Below are 13,809 nucleotides of genomic sequence, written 5' to 3'. Positions count from 1 at the left end.
CGTGAGTGGTCCATGGCCAAGGCCCAGTTCGCCGTCCTGTTCGGCGAACGCTTCACCAAAGCCATGGCCTGACCGTGTCGTTCAACCGACCGGCCACACACGGAATTCCTGACAGTCCCGGCGGCACGCCACCCTCGGGAGAACAACGCGCCGCCTTCGCGCAAGGCGCCGCGCTGATCGCCGAAGGCAAGGTCGAGGAGGGCCTGACCGTCGTCAACAATCACATCGGCGGCCCCGGCTCCTGGGAGAAGCGCCCCGAGCCGCGCAAGGCGGTGAACCGCGCCAATGCCCGCACCTTGCTCGGTCAGGTCAACGAACAGCGCAAGCCCTACAGCCGCGCCGAAGCCGAAGGCATCCGCCTGCGCACGCTGCTGGTCGGAGGCGCGCAATCCGGGCCACGCTTCGGCATCGTTCTCGACGCGCTGGAAGGCGCCATGCCCAACGCCACGCGCGTGACCATCCCGAACGCTGGTCACAGCATGCAGATGGACAATCCGGATGCCTTGAACGCGGCGGTGCTGGCCTTCCTGGAAAGGCCCTGACGCCGCCCGGCGCCGTCGCGAGTATCAACTCCAGCGACGATTGCCGCCTGTTCAGCCCTTGGCAGGCGCCGCGTCGAGGAAGACGAGCACGCAGTGCGCCTTTTGCGCCGTCGTTCCGTACTGCCCCAGCACCGTACAGCCCTTATGCTCCGACGCGCCGAACTCACGTACGATATGCCAGACGCAGACCCTGCGCCGCGCAATGCTCACCATTCTCCCGACCGAAGAACGACCGGCAGGCTAACCCAGAGTGCGCGGTCGCCCGAGCGGCTACGCGACGGAAAGATGATCCGTGGATGATTTAGGAATTTATTGCTTTTTCACCAGGCGTGTGCTTTTCGATCTACGATGCACCCCGCCCCCTCACCCCCGACCAATTCCTCGCCCTCCTCCCCTACCTCCTCCCCCGCTCCCCTGCCGGCCGCCAGATCGGCGACCTCCGCGCCCGCATGGACGCCATATTCCACCTCGCCTCCACCACCGCCCCCTGGCGCTGCCTGCCCCCCGAACACGGCAAGCCCGACACCATCGCCCGCTACTTCCGCCGCCTTACCCATGCCGGCCTCTGGGAGAAGCTCCTCGAAGCCATCAAGGACTCCGGTCCCAACCATCCCCTCCGCGCCCTCGCGCCGAGGATCTTCCGCGCCTGCCGCCGCGCCGTCCGGCTGCGCGGCCTGCGCTTCATCGCCCTCGTCCGCCGCCTCGGCTTCCTCCAGGCCCTGAGCGGCCCCCCGTCCAAGCTCCCCGACCCCGATTTGTCCGAAAACCTCCGCCGCACCCTCCGCCTGCCGCCCGCCCCGGTCGCGGAGACGCAGCGCGGCATCTTCCTCGACATCCTCCGCACGCTGCGCCGCCTGCACCGGCGGTCGGGGGGCGTCCAGCGCATCCCCCGCGCGCTCCGCCTCGGCTGGTCATGACGCGCCCCGCCCCGCACCGGCCGCCTGGCCACCCGGGGGCCGGGGCCGGAACGCCCCGCCCGACGCCGCTGGGCCGCCATCCCGGGCGCCGGGGCCGCAATCCCCACGCCCGGCCGGCATCCGCGCCCGCGCATCCCCCCGGCCGGGCGGCCCGGTGCCGCCGAGACGCCGGCCTCAGCCCCGCCGCGCCGCCGCCTCCGCCCGCAGCAGCGCCCGCTTGCGCGGAATGCCCCAGCGATACCCCGTCAGGTCGCCATCCTTGCCCACCACCCGGTGGCACGGCACGGCCAAGGAGACCTTGTTCTCCGCGCAGGCCCGCGCCACCGCCCGCGTCGCGCGCGGCTCCCCCATCTCGGCCGCGAGCCCGCCATAGGTCCGCGTCTCGCCCAGCGGGATGCGCCGCAGCGCCTCCCACACCCGCCGCTGGAACGCCGTCCCCCGCAGGTCGAGCGGCAGGTCGAGCGCCCGCCTGGGTTCCGCGATGAAGGCCACGACCTCGCGCACCGTCGCGGCCAGCGCCTCCGGCGCCTGCTCGATGCGCGCGCGGGGGAAGCGCCGCGCCAGGTCGCCCGCCAGCGCCGCGGCATCCTCCCCGAAGCCGATGAAGCAGACGCCCGCCGCGGTCGCGCCCACCATCAGCGGGCCGAGCGCGGTCTCGGCCAGCGCGCAGCGGATCACCTCCCCCGCGCCGCCGCGCCTGGCGGCCCCGGGCGTCATGCCGAGCGCCCGCCCGTGGTCCTCGTAGACCCGGCTCTCGCTGCCGAAGCCGGCGCCGGCCACGGCATCGGCCACGCGGTCCCCGGCGGCCAGCGCATCGGCCAGGCGCCGCGCGCGCACGCTCTCGGCATAGGATCGCGGCGTGACGCCGGTGACATCGCGGAACAACCGCAGGAAATGGTGGCGCGCATAGCCCGCGCGGGCCGCCAGCGCGGCGAGGGAGGGGATGGCCTCCGACGCCTCGATCAGGTCGCAGGCCGCGCGGATGGCGGCGGCGTGGATCGCGGCGCGTTCACCCTTCGGGTCGCAGCGCTTGCAGGCGCGGAAGCCCGCGGCCTCGGCGGCGGCAGCATTGGCGAAGAAGCGGGCGTTGCGCCTGAGCGGCGCGCGCGACGGGCATCCCGGCCGGCAGTACACCCCCTGCGTCGAGACGCCATAGAGGAAGGGGCCGCAGTCGGGCTCCGGGTCGCGCGACAACACGGCTGCCCAGCGGGCGGCGTCGGGGTCGTGGGGGGGCAGGGCATCGGGCATGGGCCTGCGTCGCATGGGTCGCTCCCCGTCGCCATCCGGGCGTTGCGCCGGCGCGCTGGTGTCCACCGCGCTGCGGGCGGGCACGCGCCGTCAGGTCGCGTCGCCCTCCGCCTTGCGGCGCAGCTCGCGCAGCCTCTCCTGCCCGCCGCGCAGGCGCGGGTGGAGCGCGATCGCGGCCTCCATGCTGCGCAGCGCCGCCGCCGGCTGGCCCGCCTGTTCCTGCAGCATGGACAGCGTGACCAGCGCGCCGAAGTGCCGGGGTTCCAGCCGCAGCGCCTCCTGCAGGTCGCGCGCGGCGGCCGCGGCGTCGCCCATCGCGGCATGGGCCTGGGCGCGCTGGTGCCAGGCCTCGGCGGAGTGCGGGGCAAGAACCAGGGCCGCGTCGAAATCCTCGAGCGCCTCGTCATAGGTGCGCGCGGCCAGGTTGCGCGCCCCGCGGCGCAGCAGCAGAACCGTGGCGGGTGACGCCGCCTGCACCCAGAGGGCGCGGATGCGCCCCTCCATCATCGCCGCCACGGCGTCGTCCGGGGCGGCCTTCAGGGCCTCGAACAGGCTGTCGAGTTCCGCTTGGCGCTGTTCCCCGGCGCGGGCGGCGCTGCGGGACTGCGCCGCGGCAAGCGTCGGGGCCAGCAGCAGGAGGAGGACGAGGAGGGCGGCGCGCATGGCGGCGATGCTCGGCTGTCGGGGCCTGTCGGGGCAAGCCTCAAGTAAGGCTCAGCACCGTCATGAGAAGGACCACGGCGATCCGCGCCGTCCTCGCCCAGCGCGGATCGGCGTCCGGGCGGGCGGCCGAGCGCAGCGTGCCGACGACCACGACAAGGTTGTAGGGCAGCGACATGCCGTAGCCGACGACATAGGCCGGGATCATCTGCCCGGCCATGATGAGCCAGAGGAAGCCGATGCTGGTGGTGATATTGACCAGCAGCCCGCCCAGCACCGCCCAGCTCCAGAAGGCCTCGCCCAACGGCAATTCCCCGCGCCAGAGGCGGAGCACGGGGTTCAGGCCGCCGCGCGGGCGCGGACGACGGCCGCGGGTTCCGGCCCGCCCGCCATCCAGTCGAGCAGTTCGACGGTGTGGACCGCCGGGATCGCGCCGTCGCCGAGCTGCGTCAGGCAGCCGATGTTGCCGGACGCGACCAGCGCCGCCCCCGTGCGTGCGATGTTGTCCTGCTTGCGCGCCTTCAGCTGCCCGGCGATCTCGGGCTGGAGGATGTTGTACGTCCCGGCCGAGCCGCAGCAGATGTGCCCCTCCGCCGGTTCGCGCACCACGAAGCCGGCGGCCTTCAGCAGCGCCTTGGGCTCGGCCGTGATCTTCTGCCCGTGCTGGAGGGAGCACGCGGCATGGTAGGCGACCGCGAGCCCCGGCGCCGGGCGGGATGGGGCGTAGCCGAAGCGGGTCAGCACCTCGCTGATGTCGGCGGCGAGGCCCGCCACGCGCGCGGCGGCCGCGGCCTCCGGCGCCTCGCGGAACATGTGGCCGTAGTCCTTGAGCGTGGTGCCGCAGCCCGACGCATTCACCACGATGGCGTCGAGCCCCTCCCCTTCGATCTCGGCCGTCCAGGCGGCGATGTTGGCGCGCGCGAGGCGCATCGCCGGGTCGTGGTTCCCCATGTGGTGGTCAAGCGCGCCGCAGCAGCCCTGCCCCTTGGTCACCACCACCTCGATCCCCATGCGGGTCAGAAGGCGGATCGTCGCCTCGTTGATCGACGGCGCCAGCACCTGCTGCGCGCAGCCCATCAGGATGCCGACGCGCGCGCGGCGTGGGCCCTCGGCGGGATGCACCCGCGGCCGCTCGAAGGGCGAGGGCGAGGGCACCGCGGCAGGTGCCAGGCGCAGCATGGCGCGCAGCCGCTGCGCCGTCATGGACGCGCCGGGCACCAGTCCCGCGAAGGGCCGCGCGAACCAGGCGCCGACCAGCGCCAGGCGGAACCGCCCGGGATGGGGCAGCACGAAGGACAGCACGCGACGCATTGCCCGCTCCGGCCAGGGCCGGGTGTAGGTCTGCTCGATGTAGGATCGCGCATGATCGACCAGGTGCATGTAGTGCACGCCGGACGGGCAGGTCGTCATGCAGGACAGGCAGGACAGGCAGCGGTCGACGTGGCGGACCACCTGCTCGGTCGCGGGTTTGCCCTGCTCCAGCATGTCCTTGATGAGGTAGATGCGGCCGCGCGGGCTGTCGAGCTCGTCGCCCAGCAGCAGGAAGGTCGGGCAGGTCGCAGTGCACATGCCGCAATGGACACAGGTGCGCAGGATCCGGTTGCTCTCCGCGGTATCCGGGTCGGCGAGCTGGGCGGCGGAGAAGCTGGTCTGCATCGGCGGAATCTAGGCGAAGGCCCGCGCGCCCGCCAGCGTACCGCGCATTGCCCGACGCCGCGGCGCGCCCCTACTCTCCGGCGGAAGGCTGGAGTCGCCCATGAACGCCGCTGTCATCGAGATCGCGTCCTTCGGCGCCCTGGCCTTCGCCGCGGTGCTGTTCCTCGTGCAGGCGACGTCGGGGGAGATCGGGCTACGGCTCGGCCTGCGGCAGGCCCGCAACGACCAGGCGCCACGCGAAGGGGTCGGCGTGATCGTCGGCGGCATGCTCGGCCTGCTGGCCTTCGTGCTGGCGCTCACGCTCTCCCACTCGAGCGCCCGCTTCCAGGAACGCCGCACCGGCGTGCTGGCCGAGGCGAACGCGATCGGCACCGCCTGGCTGCGCGCCCAGGCGATCGGCGGTCCGCGCGGGCTCGAGATCGCGCGGCTGCTCGAGGACTATACGCGCCAGCGGATCGCCTTCGTGGCGGCCGACCGGGCGGCCGAGGGGATCGCCGCCATCAACGCCCGGACCGCCACGATGCAGGGGGAGATGTGGGGCCACGCGACCGCCATCTCGCGCGAGAGGCCCGACGCCGTCGCCGCCGGGCTGCTGGCCGCCCTGAACGAAACCTTCGACCTCGCCACCTCGGAACGCCTCGCCTTCAGCCTCGGCATCCCGCCGGTGCTGTTCTGGCTGCTGTCGGCCATGAGCACGCTGACGATCGGATCGCTCGGCTACCAGCTCGGGATGCGCAACCAGCGCCTGCGGCTGATGTCGCTGGTGCTGGTCGCGATGTGGACAGCGATCCTGACGCTGGTTTTCGACCTCGGCGCGCCGCGGCTCGGCGGCATCCGCGTCGGCACCGCCGCCTATGAGTGGACGCTGCAGGGCTTCCAGGGCGGCGTGACCATCCCGCCAGCGCCGGCACGCTGAGGGCGGGGCCTCCCGCCCGGCGGCGGGCCGTGCTATCGGCCAGCTGAGAATGGCTCGCAACATTTCCCTGGAGGCGCCGGCCGTCCCGCGTCGGCGCGGCGTCCCGCTCTGGGCCTGGGGGTCGCTCCTCGTCGCGGCGGCTATCGCGGCGCCGCTCGTGGCCGTCGCGATCACCGCGGCCGCTCGGCCGGGCGTCAGCTTCATCCACATCGCCACCACGACGCTGCCCGAGATGCTCGGCAATTCCGCGCTGCTCGTGCTGCTGGTCGGGCTGATGGCGGGCTCGGCCGGGGCGATCTCCGCCTGGCTCGTCGCGACCTGCGAGTTCCGCGGCCGGCGCGCGCTGGAAGTCGCGCTGCTGCTGCCGCTCGCGATGCCGGCCTATCTCAACGGCTATGTCTACACCTGGCTGTTCGACGTGGCTGGGCCACTGCAGCAGGCCTTCCGCGACCTGACAGGGCTGCGCTACGGACAGTACTGGGCGCCCGAGATCCGCAGCCTGAACGGCGCGGCGCTGATGCTCGCGATGGTGCTCTACCCCTATGTCTACCTCCTGTGCCGCAGCGCCTTCCTGCAGCAGAGCGTCTGCCTGCTGGAAGCGGCGCGCACCCTCGGCCACGGGCTGCCGCGCACCTTCCTGCACGTCGCGCTGCCGCTGGCGCGCCCGGCGCTCGCCGCCGGCATCGCGCTCACGCTCATGGAGACGCTGGCCGATTTCGGCACCGTCCAGCATTTCGGCGTGCGCACCTTCACCACCGGCATCTACGAGGCCTGGTTCGGCATGGACGACCGCGGCGCGGCGGCGCAGTTGTCGGTGGCACTGCTCGGCTGCGTCTTCCTGCTGCTGGCGCTGGAGCACGTCTCGCGCGGCGACCGGCGCTTCCACCCGACCACGACGCGCCACCCGCCGCTCCGCCCCGTCGTGCTGCGCGGCTGGCGGGAGGCGCTGGTGATCCTTGCCTGCTTCATGCCAGTGCTGCTGGGCTTCGGCATCCCGGCGGGCGCGCTCGCCTGGTTGGCCGCGACCTCGGGGGACCCGCTCTCGGGGTCGCGCTTCCTGCCCTTCGCGGTGAATTCGCTCACGCTGTCAGGCGTGACGGCGGTGCTGGCCGTGCTGATCGCGGCAATGATGGCCTGGGCGCTGCGGATGCATCCCTCGCCGCTGCGCCGCCTGGCCAACCGCGTGGCGGCGCTCGGCTACGCGCTGCCGGGCTCGGTCATCGCGGTCGGCACGCTGGTGCCGTTCGGGCTGTTCGACAACGCGCTCGACGCCTGGATGCGGGCGCAGTTCGGCGTCTCCACCGGGCTGCTGCTGTCGGGGACCATGGCGGCGCTGGTCTTCGCCTACCTGGTGCGCTTCCTCGCCGTCGCGCTGTCCTCGGTGGAATCGGGGCTGGAGCGGCTCAAGCCGTCGTTCTTCGCCGCCGCCCGGGTGCTCGGCCGCACGCCGGGACAGGCGGTGCGGGAGGTGGAGCTGCCGCTGGCGCGCGGCGCGCTGCTGACGGCGGGGATGCTGGTCTTCGTGGACACGATGAAGGAGTTGCCGGCGACGCTGATCGTGCGGCCCTTCGACCTCGATACGCTGGCCGTCCGCATCTACAACCTGGCATCCGACGAACGGCTGGCGGAGGCCTCGACCGCCGCGCTGCTGATCGTGGCGGTCGGGCTGGTGCCGGTGGTGATCCTGACGCGGGCGATGCGGCGGGCGGATTGAAGGGCGGGGGGAGAAGCGAACTTCTCCCCCCGGACCCCCCCTCGACCTTCTTTGGCACATGGCGTCCCACCTTCCCGGGTCGGCACCAGGTGCCAAAGAAGGGAGGGGGTTCGGGGGAGGTTCCCCTCCCCCGACCTTCACCGCGCCGCGGCGACAACCCGCATGGCGGATGGCGCGGGCAGCTCGATCTCGATGGCCAGCGTCGACATGTCGCCGCCGCGGTCGAGGTTCACGTTCACCTTGCCCGGGTCGATCGCGACGTAGCGCGCGACGACAGCGACCAGTTCCTGCTGCAGCTTCGGCAGGAAGTCCTCGCGGTTGCGGCCGATGCGCTCATGCGCCAGCACGATCTGCAGGCGTTCCTTGGCGGCCGACGCGCTCGCCGGCTCCACCCGCCGGCCACGGAAGAAGTCGAGCCAGGACATCACGCCGCCCTCCCGCCGAACAGCCGCTTGAACAGGCCCTTCCTCTCGGGCTCGATGAAGCGGTGCGGCTTCTCCTCGCCGAGGAATCGGGAGACGGCGTCGGCATAGGCCTGCCCGGCCATGCTCTCGGCATCCAGGATGACGGGCGTGCCGGTGTTCGACGCCTTCAGCACGCTCTCGCTCTCGGGGATGACGCCGAGCAGCGGGATCGACAGGATCTCCTGGATGTCCTCGAGCTTCAGCATCTCGCCGCGCTCGACGCGGACGGGGTCGAAGCGGGTGACCAGCAGGTGCTCGCGCACCGGGTCACGCTTCTCCTCCGCGCGCTTCGAGCGGGACTGCAGCACGCCGAGGATGCGGTCGCTGTCGCGGACGGAGGAGACCTCGGGGTTCGTCACCACCACTGCCTGGTCGGCGAAATAGAGCGCGAGCAGCGCGCCCTTCTCGATCCCCGCCGGGCTGTCGCAGAGGATGTAGTCGAACTCGGCCGACAGTTCCTCGATGATCTTCTGCACGCCTTCCTTGGTCAGCGCGTCCTTGTCCCGCGTCTGGCTCGCCGGAAGGATGGAGAGCGTGTCCACGCGCTTGTCGCGGATCAGCGCCTGGTTCAGCCGCGCCTCGCCGCTGATGACGTTGACGATGTCGAACACCACGCGCCGCTCGACCCCCATGATGAGGTCGAGGTTGCGCAGCCCGACGTCGAAGTCGATGACGACGGTCTTCTTGCCCCGCTGCGCAAGGCCCGTGGCGAAGGCGGCGGAGGAGGTGGTCTTGCCCACGCCCCCCTTGCCCGATGTGACGACGACGACCTGTGCCATGTCCCCTGCCTCCTCGTTCAGTCCTGGGCCGGCGTCCGGCGGGCCGGTGCCGGCATCGTCGCCATCAGCCGATCGGGTCGAAGCGCATGCGCTCGCCCGTCAGCCGCACCTGCACCGCCTTGCCGATCGGCGCGCCCGCGAGCCCCTCCCGCACCGCGTAGTAGCCGGCGATGGAGATGAGCTCGGGGTCGAAATTCTGCGCGAACACGCGCGCGTCCGCGTTGTTGCTGCCGCCCGCGATCGCGCGGCCGCGCAGCGCGCCATAGACGTGGATATTGCCATCGGCGATGACCTCGCCGCCCGCATTCACGGTCGCAGTCACGATCAGGTCGCGGCCCTCGGCCCAGATGCGCTGGCCGGCGCGCACCGGCTGCTCGACGACCATGGTCGGGCGCTGCAGGCCGGCGGGGGGCGGGGCGGCCGGCGGCGGCGGTGCGGGCTCGACCGGGGTGGCGGCGGCGGGCGGCGCGGCCTCCTCGGTCTCCTTGCCGCCGGTGGCGCGGATCGGCGGCAGGCCGTAGGCCATGGCGGCGTTGCGCATCTCTGCGGTGCCGCCGGTGGTGCCGATCGGCACGATCTCGAGCCCGCGCAGCCCCTCGATCAGCCCCTGGAAATCGACCGCGTTCGGCGGCACGTCGAGGTCGCCGAGGCCGAGCACCACGGGCGCGAAGCGCAGGAAGCCGGGCGCCCGGCGGAACTGGTCGCCGATCGCGGGCACCACGGCCTCGGGCCGCGGGTCGAGCAGGCGCAGCACCAGCAGGTTGAAGTTCGCGCCGCGCAGGCGGAACGGCTCCAGGCGGGGCGGCGTATCGGGCCTTGGCGCGGCGGACATGGGTCTCCCGAGGCGGTCATTCGTGGGGGTTGGCACCATAGGTATTGTGGCCGAAGCCCCCGATGCACACCAGATATAGCGTTGTAACGGGTCCCGGCGAAGGCCGCGCAGAGGCGATCGAGCGGGGGCAAGGCGTTATGCCGCGATCTTCGCAGCCGATGCCAGCGGCGAATCGGCGGGGCTGGCCAGCCTGCCATGCGTCTCGCAGGATGCGCCAACGCCATCCCGGGGACCGCTGTGCAGCCGATCATCCTCAACGAACCGTTCCGCGCCGTCTTCTACGCGCCTTTCTACGTGGCCGAGGCGCAGGGCTTCTTCGCTGCCGAGGGCGTGGAGGTCCGCCGCGACACCGCCGGGGACCCGAACAAGGCGGCGGAGAATCTGCTCTCCGGCCGGGCGGACATCGCCTGGTCGGGCCCGATGCGCCCGATGTGGCTGCGCGACCGCGACCCGTCCTGCCCGCTGCGGTCCTTCTGCGCGGTGGTGATGAAGGACCCGTTCCTGCTGGTCGGGCGCGCGCCGCGGCCGGGCTTCGCGCTGACGGACCTGCCGGGCCTGCGCTTCGGCACGGTCAACGAGGTGCCCACCCCCTGGTGGTGCCTGCAGGACGACCTGCGGAAGGCGGGGGTGGATCCTGACGCGCTGACCCGCGTGACCGACCGCTCGATGGCCGAGAACACCACGGCGGTGCTGGCGGGCACGCTCGATGTCGCGCAGGTGTTCGAGCCGCATGCCGCGCTGGCCGAGGCCGCGGGCGGCGCCGTCTGGCACCGGGCGGCCGACCGCGGCCCGTCCGCCTACACGGCCTTCTACGCGACGGAGGCGCGCATCGCCGAGCGCGGCGCGGCGTTCGAGGCCATGATCCGCGCCATGGCCCGCGCGCTCGCCTGGGTGAACGCGGCGCCGCCGGCCGAGATCGCGGCGACCGTCGCGCCGCTGTTTCCCGACGTGCCGCGAGCTGCGCTGACGGCGGCGCTCGCGCGCTACCAGGGCCTCGGCCTCTGGCCCGCGACGCCGCATTTCCCGCGCGCCGCCTTCGACCAACTGCAGGGCGCGATGCGGAGCGCCAGCATCCTGAAGGGCGCCCCGGCCTTCGAGGCCTGCGTGGACGAGGCGATCGTCGCGCGCGCGCTGGGCGGCTGAGCATGGCCCCGCCGCGCGGCACGCGGGCCGACTACCGCTTCTTCCTGCCGATCCCGACGCGCTGGATGGACAACGATGTCTACGGCCACGTGAACAACGTGACCTACTACTCGTGGTTCGACACGGTCGTGGCGCGGTTCCTCATGGATACGGGCTTCCTGCACATCCCGACCGCGCCGGTCATCGGCCTCGTGGTCGAGACGCAGTGCCGCTACTTCGCCCCCATCGCCTTCCCGGACGAGGTGACGGCGGGGCTGCGTTGCGGCCGCGCGGGCAATACCTCCGTCCGCTACGAGATCGGCATCTTCCGGGGCGACGAGGACGTGGCGAGCGCCGAGGGCCATTTCGTCCATGTCTACGTGGACCGCGCGACGCAGAAGACGCCGACGCCGCTGCCCGACCTGCTGCGCCGCGCGCTCGCCGGCATCGCCGCCGGCTGAGATACCATGTGAGAATGCGTCGTTCGGCGCATCCTGCAGTGCGGCGCCGGCCCGCTCCCCCACCCGGCCACCCAACGACAGTATCCTCGATCGGTGGAAGGGTGGCGGAGCGGGCCGGTGCCGGCATTCTCAAACGGTCTCTGACCCGCGCTTGCGCGTCCCGCGCAACGGCGCGATCTAGCGGCACAGAATCGATCCGGAGACGACCCATGCCCGAGGCCCCCGCCCCCATCACGCGGCTTGCCATCCTCGACGACTACCAGGGGGTGGCCATGTCGATGGGGCCCTGGGAGCGGCTGAAGGGCGTCGAGGTCACGGTGTTCCGCGACACGCTGACCGACGCCGATGCGCTGGCCGCGCGGCTGGCACCCTTCGACGCCATCCTGGCGATGCGCGAGCGCACGCCCTTCCCGCGCGCGCTGATCGAGCGCCTGCCGAAGCTGCGGCTGCTGATCACGACCGCGGCGCGCAACCGTTCCATCGACGCGGCGGCCTGTGCGGAGCGGGGCATCGTCTTCTGCGGCACCCCCTCACACGGCGACCCGACGGTGGACATAACCTGGGGGCTGATTATCGGGCTGATGCGCGACCTGCCGGCGCAGGAACGCGCGCTGCGCGAAGGCCGCTGGCAGACCTCGGTCGGCACGGCGCTGGAGGGCCGGACGCTCGGCGTCGTCGGGCTCGGCAAGCTCGGCGGGCGGGTCGCTAAGGTGGCGCACGCCTTCGGCATGAAGGTCATCGCCTGGAGCCAGAACCTGACCGAGGCGCGCGCCGCCGAGGTGGGCGCGACGCGCGTCGACAAGGCCGCGCTGTTCCAACAGGCGGACGTCGTGACGCTGCACCTGATCCTGTCCGACCGCTCGCGCGGGATCGTGGGCGCGGCGGACCTCGCGCGCATGAAGCCCTCGGCCTTCGTCGTGAACACCTCGCGCGGGCCGCTGATCGACCAGGACACGCTGATCGCGGCGCTGCGGAACGGGCGGATCGCGGGCGCCGGCATCGACGTCTTCGACATCGAGCCGCTGCCCGCCGGCCACCCGATCCTGGCCGCGCCGAACACGCTGCTGACGCCGCATCTCGGCTACGTGTCGCAGCAGAATTACCGCGCCTACTACGCCGGCTGCGTCGAGGCGATCGAGGCCTTCGACGCCGGCGCGCCGGTGCGCGTCATCGCGCCGTGAGCACGCCCTTCGCCCTGCCGGAAGGCTGGTCGTCCTGGCCGCAGAAGCAGCGCGACGACGCCTACGACAACACCGGCATGGTGGCCGACAGCGCGCAGCAGATCGCGGCCCGCGTCGCGCTGTCCGAGGCCTTCCGCGCCGCCCATTCGGGCCATCTCGACCTGCCCTACGGGCAGGCGGAGCGCGAGCGCTGGGACCTGTTCCCCGGCCGCGATCCCGCCGCGCCCTGCCTGGTCTTCATCCATGGCGGCTACTGGCAGCGCAACCGGCGGGAAGACTTCGCCATCATGGCCGAAGGCGCGCTCGCCATGGGCTGGTCGGCCGCCCTGCCCGGCTACACGCTGGCGCCGGAGGCCTCGCTGACGACGATCTGCTGGCAGGTGAGCCGCGCGCTCGACTGGCTGGCGGCCGAGGGCGCGGCGCATGGCATCGCGGGGCCGATCGTCGCCTCGGGCTGGTCGGCCGGCGGGCACCTGGCGGCGCTGGCGGCCGAGCATCCGGCGGTGACGGCGGCGCTCGCCGTCTCGGGCGTGCATGAGCTGGCGCCGATCCGCGACACGATGCTGAACGAGAAGCTGCGGCTGACCGAGGCCGAGATCGCCGACCTCTCGCCGATCCGCCGGCCGGTGGTGCAGAAGCCCGTCGCGGTGGCGTATGGCGGCGCGGAACTGCCGGAACTGCGGCGCCAGTCGCGCGCCTTCCATCGCGTGCGGGCGGAGGCGCAGGCGCCCGGACCGCTCATCCCGATCCCGGGCGCGGATCACTTCCGCGTGCTGGAATCGCTCTGGAAGCCGGGGGGCACGCTGCTGCGTGCCGCGGCGGAGCTGCTCCGATGAGCCACGACTTCACGGGCGTGCTGCTTGCGATCCATGTCGCCGCGGAAGCCTCGGCCCCGATGGTGGAACTGGATGCCGCGCACCTCATCGAGGGCGTGGGCATCGAGGGCGACCGCTACGCGACCGCGCGCGGCACCTACAGCCACAAGCCCCACGCCGACCGCCAGGTGACGCTGATCGAGATGGAGACGCTGGACGCGCTCGCGCGCGACCACGGCATCGACCTGCCGCCGCGGGAGACGCGGCGGAACCTGACGACCGCCGGCGTGCCGCTGAACCACCTGGTCGGACGGCAATTCCGCGTGGGCGACGTCGTGCTGGTGGGCGGGCGGCTCAACGTGCCCTGCCAGTATCTCGAGGACCTGCTGGGCAAGCCGGTGTTCAAGCCGCTGATCCACCGCTCGGGGCTCAATTGCCGGATCGTGACGGGCGGCACGATCCGCCCCGGGGATGCGATCCGGCCGCTGTAGACGCGCCGCAG

16 protein-coding genes are annotated in these 13,809 nt (G+C 72.6%); 9 read left to right on the top strand and 7 right to left on the bottom strand.

Going from position 1 to position 13,809, the window contains the following annotated elements; genetic code table 11:
* Positions 1-74 precede the first annotated feature (74 nt).
* Entirely contained in the window at positions 75-542 is a 468-nt protein-coding gene (locus E8M80_RS23850; protein ID WP_137128236.1) for an alpha/beta fold hydrolase, read from the top strand.
* A gap of 329 nt (positions 543-871) precedes the next feature.
* Positions 872-1,459, top strand: a complete 588-nt coding sequence (locus E8M80_RS23845) for a transposase (protein WP_240790198.1) — start codon at positions 872-874, stop codon at positions 1,457-1,459.
* 174 nt (positions 1,460-1,633) lie between these two features.
* On the opposite strand, the gene ada is transcribed toward E8M80_RS23845, so the two are convergent.
* From ada to glcF, 4 genes are all read right to left on the bottom strand, one after another.
* Positions 1,634-2,722: a bifunctional DNA-binding transcriptional regulator/O6-methylguanine-DNA methyltransferase Ada gene (gene ada, locus E8M80_RS23840; RefSeq protein ID WP_305013597.1), complete on the bottom strand. Its 1,089-nt coding sequence runs from the start codon at positions 2,720-2,722 to the stop codon at positions 1,634-1,636.
* Positions 2,723-2,797: 75 nt separating this feature from the next.
* Entirely contained in the window at positions 2,798-3,370 is a 573-nt protein-coding gene (locus E8M80_RS23835; RefSeq protein ID WP_137128235.1) for a tetratricopeptide repeat protein, read from the bottom strand.
* A gap of 40 nt (positions 3,371-3,410) precedes the next feature.
* Positions 3,411-3,701 (bottom strand): hypothetical protein, encoded by a 291-nt coding sequence (locus tag E8M80_RS23830; RefSeq protein WP_137128234.1) that lies wholly within the window; start codon positions 3,699-3,701, stop codon positions 3,411-3,413.
* A gap of 5 nt (positions 3,702-3,706) precedes the next feature.
* Entirely contained in the window at positions 3,707-5,023 is a 1,317-nt protein-coding gene (gene glcF, locus E8M80_RS23825) for a glycolate oxidase subunit GlcF (protein WP_137128233.1), read from the bottom strand.
* Between the two features lie 100 nt (positions 5,024-5,123).
* On the opposite strand from glcF, the gene E8M80_RS23820 reads away from it, so the two are divergent.
* Both E8M80_RS23820 and E8M80_RS23815 read left to right on the top strand, forming a co-directional pair.
* Positions 5,124-5,939: a hypothetical protein gene (locus E8M80_RS23820; RefSeq protein WP_137128232.1), complete on the top strand. Its 816-nt coding sequence runs from the start codon at positions 5,124-5,126 to the stop codon at positions 5,937-5,939.
* Positions 5,940-5,988: 49 nt separating this feature from the next.
* Positions 5,989-7,653, top strand: coding sequence for an iron ABC transporter permease (locus E8M80_RS23815; protein WP_137128231.1), 1,665 nt, complete (start codon positions 5,989-5,991; stop codon positions 7,651-7,653).
* A 137-nt stretch (positions 7,654-7,790) separates the two neighbouring features.
* On the opposite strand, the gene minE is transcribed toward E8M80_RS23815, so the two are convergent.
* The 3 genes from minE to minC form a co-directional block, all read right to left on the bottom strand.
* The gene (gene minE, locus E8M80_RS23810; protein WP_137128230.1) at positions 7,791-8,078 is read right to left on the bottom strand and encodes a cell division topological specificity factor MinE; all 288 of its coding nucleotides are present in this window, start codon (positions 8,076-8,078) and stop codon (positions 7,791-7,793) included.
* Positions 8,078-8,896: a septum site-determining protein MinD gene (minD, locus tag E8M80_RS23805; protein ID WP_137128229.1), complete on the bottom strand. Its 819-nt coding sequence runs from the start codon at positions 8,894-8,896 to the stop codon at positions 8,078-8,080. Before minD ends, minE begins: the two co-directional genes overlap by 1 nt.
* 64 nt (positions 8,897-8,960) lie before the next feature.
* The gene (gene minC / locus E8M80_RS23800) at positions 8,961-9,728 is read right to left on the bottom strand and encodes a septum site-determining protein MinC (protein WP_137128228.1); all 768 of its coding nucleotides are present in this window, start codon (positions 9,726-9,728) and stop codon (positions 8,961-8,963) included.
* A gap of 195 nt (positions 9,729-9,923) precedes the next feature.
* Here minC and E8M80_RS23795 point away from each other — a divergent pair, with 195 nt between their 5' ends.
* From E8M80_RS23795 to E8M80_RS23775, 5 genes are all read left to right on the top strand, one after another.
* A complete protein-coding gene (locus E8M80_RS23795) occupies positions 9,924-10,871 on the top strand; it encodes an ABC transporter substrate-binding protein (RefSeq protein WP_137128227.1) in 948 nt (315 codons plus the stop codon).
* A 2-nt stretch (positions 10,872-10,873) separates the two neighbouring features.
* Positions 10,874-11,311, top strand: coding sequence for a thioesterase family protein (locus E8M80_RS23790; RefSeq protein ID WP_137128226.1), 438 nt, complete (start codon positions 10,874-10,876; stop codon positions 11,309-11,311).
* A gap of 209 nt (positions 11,312-11,520) precedes the next feature.
* Positions 11,521-12,492 (top strand): D-2-hydroxyacid dehydrogenase family protein, encoded by a 972-nt coding sequence (locus tag E8M80_RS23785; protein WP_137128225.1) that lies wholly within the window; start codon positions 11,521-11,523, stop codon positions 12,490-12,492.
* Positions 12,489-13,328: an alpha/beta hydrolase gene (locus tag E8M80_RS23780; protein ID WP_240790197.1), complete on the top strand. Its 840-nt coding sequence runs from the start codon at positions 12,489-12,491 to the stop codon at positions 13,326-13,328. The genes E8M80_RS23785 and E8M80_RS23780 overlap by 4 nt, the downstream gene beginning before the upstream one ends.
* The gene (locus E8M80_RS23775) at positions 13,325-13,798 is read left to right on the top strand and encodes an MOSC domain-containing protein (protein WP_137128224.1); all 474 of its coding nucleotides are present in this window, start codon (positions 13,325-13,327) and stop codon (positions 13,796-13,798) included. The genes E8M80_RS23780 and E8M80_RS23775 overlap by 4 nt, the downstream gene beginning before the upstream one ends.
* The last annotated feature ends 11 nt before the right edge of the window (positions 13,799-13,809 follow it).

The organism is Roseomonas sp. HF4, assembly GCF_005222755.1.
Taxonomy (GTDB): Bacteria; Pseudomonadota; Alphaproteobacteria; order Acetobacterales; family Acetobacteraceae; genus Neoroseomonas.
Note: the sequence above shows the minus strand (reverse complement) of the source record. Positions and strands in the feature narration are given on the sequence as shown.

Bases quoted from the DNA above. Each gene is read 5' to 3' on its own strand.
- ada (WP_305013597.1), bottom strand. From the start codon at position 2,722: ATGCGACGCAGGCCCATGCCCGATGCCCTGCCCCCCCACGACCCCGAC.
- E8M80_RS23835 (WP_137128235.1), bottom strand. From the start codon at position 3,370: ATGCGCGCCGCCCTCCTCGTCCTCCTCCTGCTGCTGGCCCCGACGCTT.
- glcF (WP_137128233.1), bottom strand. From the start codon at position 5,023: ATGCAGACCAGCTTCTCCGCCGCCCAGCTCGCCGACCCGGATACCGCG.
- E8M80_RS23820 (WP_137128232.1), top strand. From the start codon at position 5,124: ATGAACGCCGCTGTCATCGAGATCGCGTCCTTCGGCGCCCTGGCCTTC.
- E8M80_RS23815 (WP_137128231.1), top strand. From the start codon at position 5,989: ATGGCTCGCAACATTTCCCTGGAGGCGCCGGCCGTCCCGCGTCGGCGC.
- minE (WP_137128230.1), bottom strand. From the start codon at position 8,078: ATGTCCTGGCTCGACTTCTTCCGTGGCCGGCGGGTGGAGCCGGCGAGC.
- minD (WP_137128229.1), bottom strand. From the start codon at position 8,896: ATGGCACAGGTCGTCGTCGTCACATCGGGCAAGGGGGGCGTGGGCAAG.
- minC (WP_137128228.1), bottom strand. From the start codon at position 9,728: ATGTCCGCCGCGCCAAGGCCCGATACGCCGCCCCGCCTGGAGCCGTTC.
- E8M80_RS23795 (WP_137128227.1), top strand. From the start codon at position 9,924: ATGCGTCTCGCAGGATGCGCCAACGCCATCCCGGGGACCGCTGTGCAG.
- E8M80_RS23790 (WP_137128226.1), top strand. From the start codon at position 10,874: ATGGCCCCGCCGCGCGGCACGCGGGCCGACTACCGCTTCTTCCTGCCG.
- E8M80_RS23785 (WP_137128225.1), top strand. From the start codon at position 11,521: ATGCCCGAGGCCCCCGCCCCCATCACGCGGCTTGCCATCCTCGACGAC.
- E8M80_RS23775 (WP_137128224.1), top strand. From the start codon at position 13,325: ATGAGCCACGACTTCACGGGCGTGCTGCTTGCGATCCATGTCGCCGCG.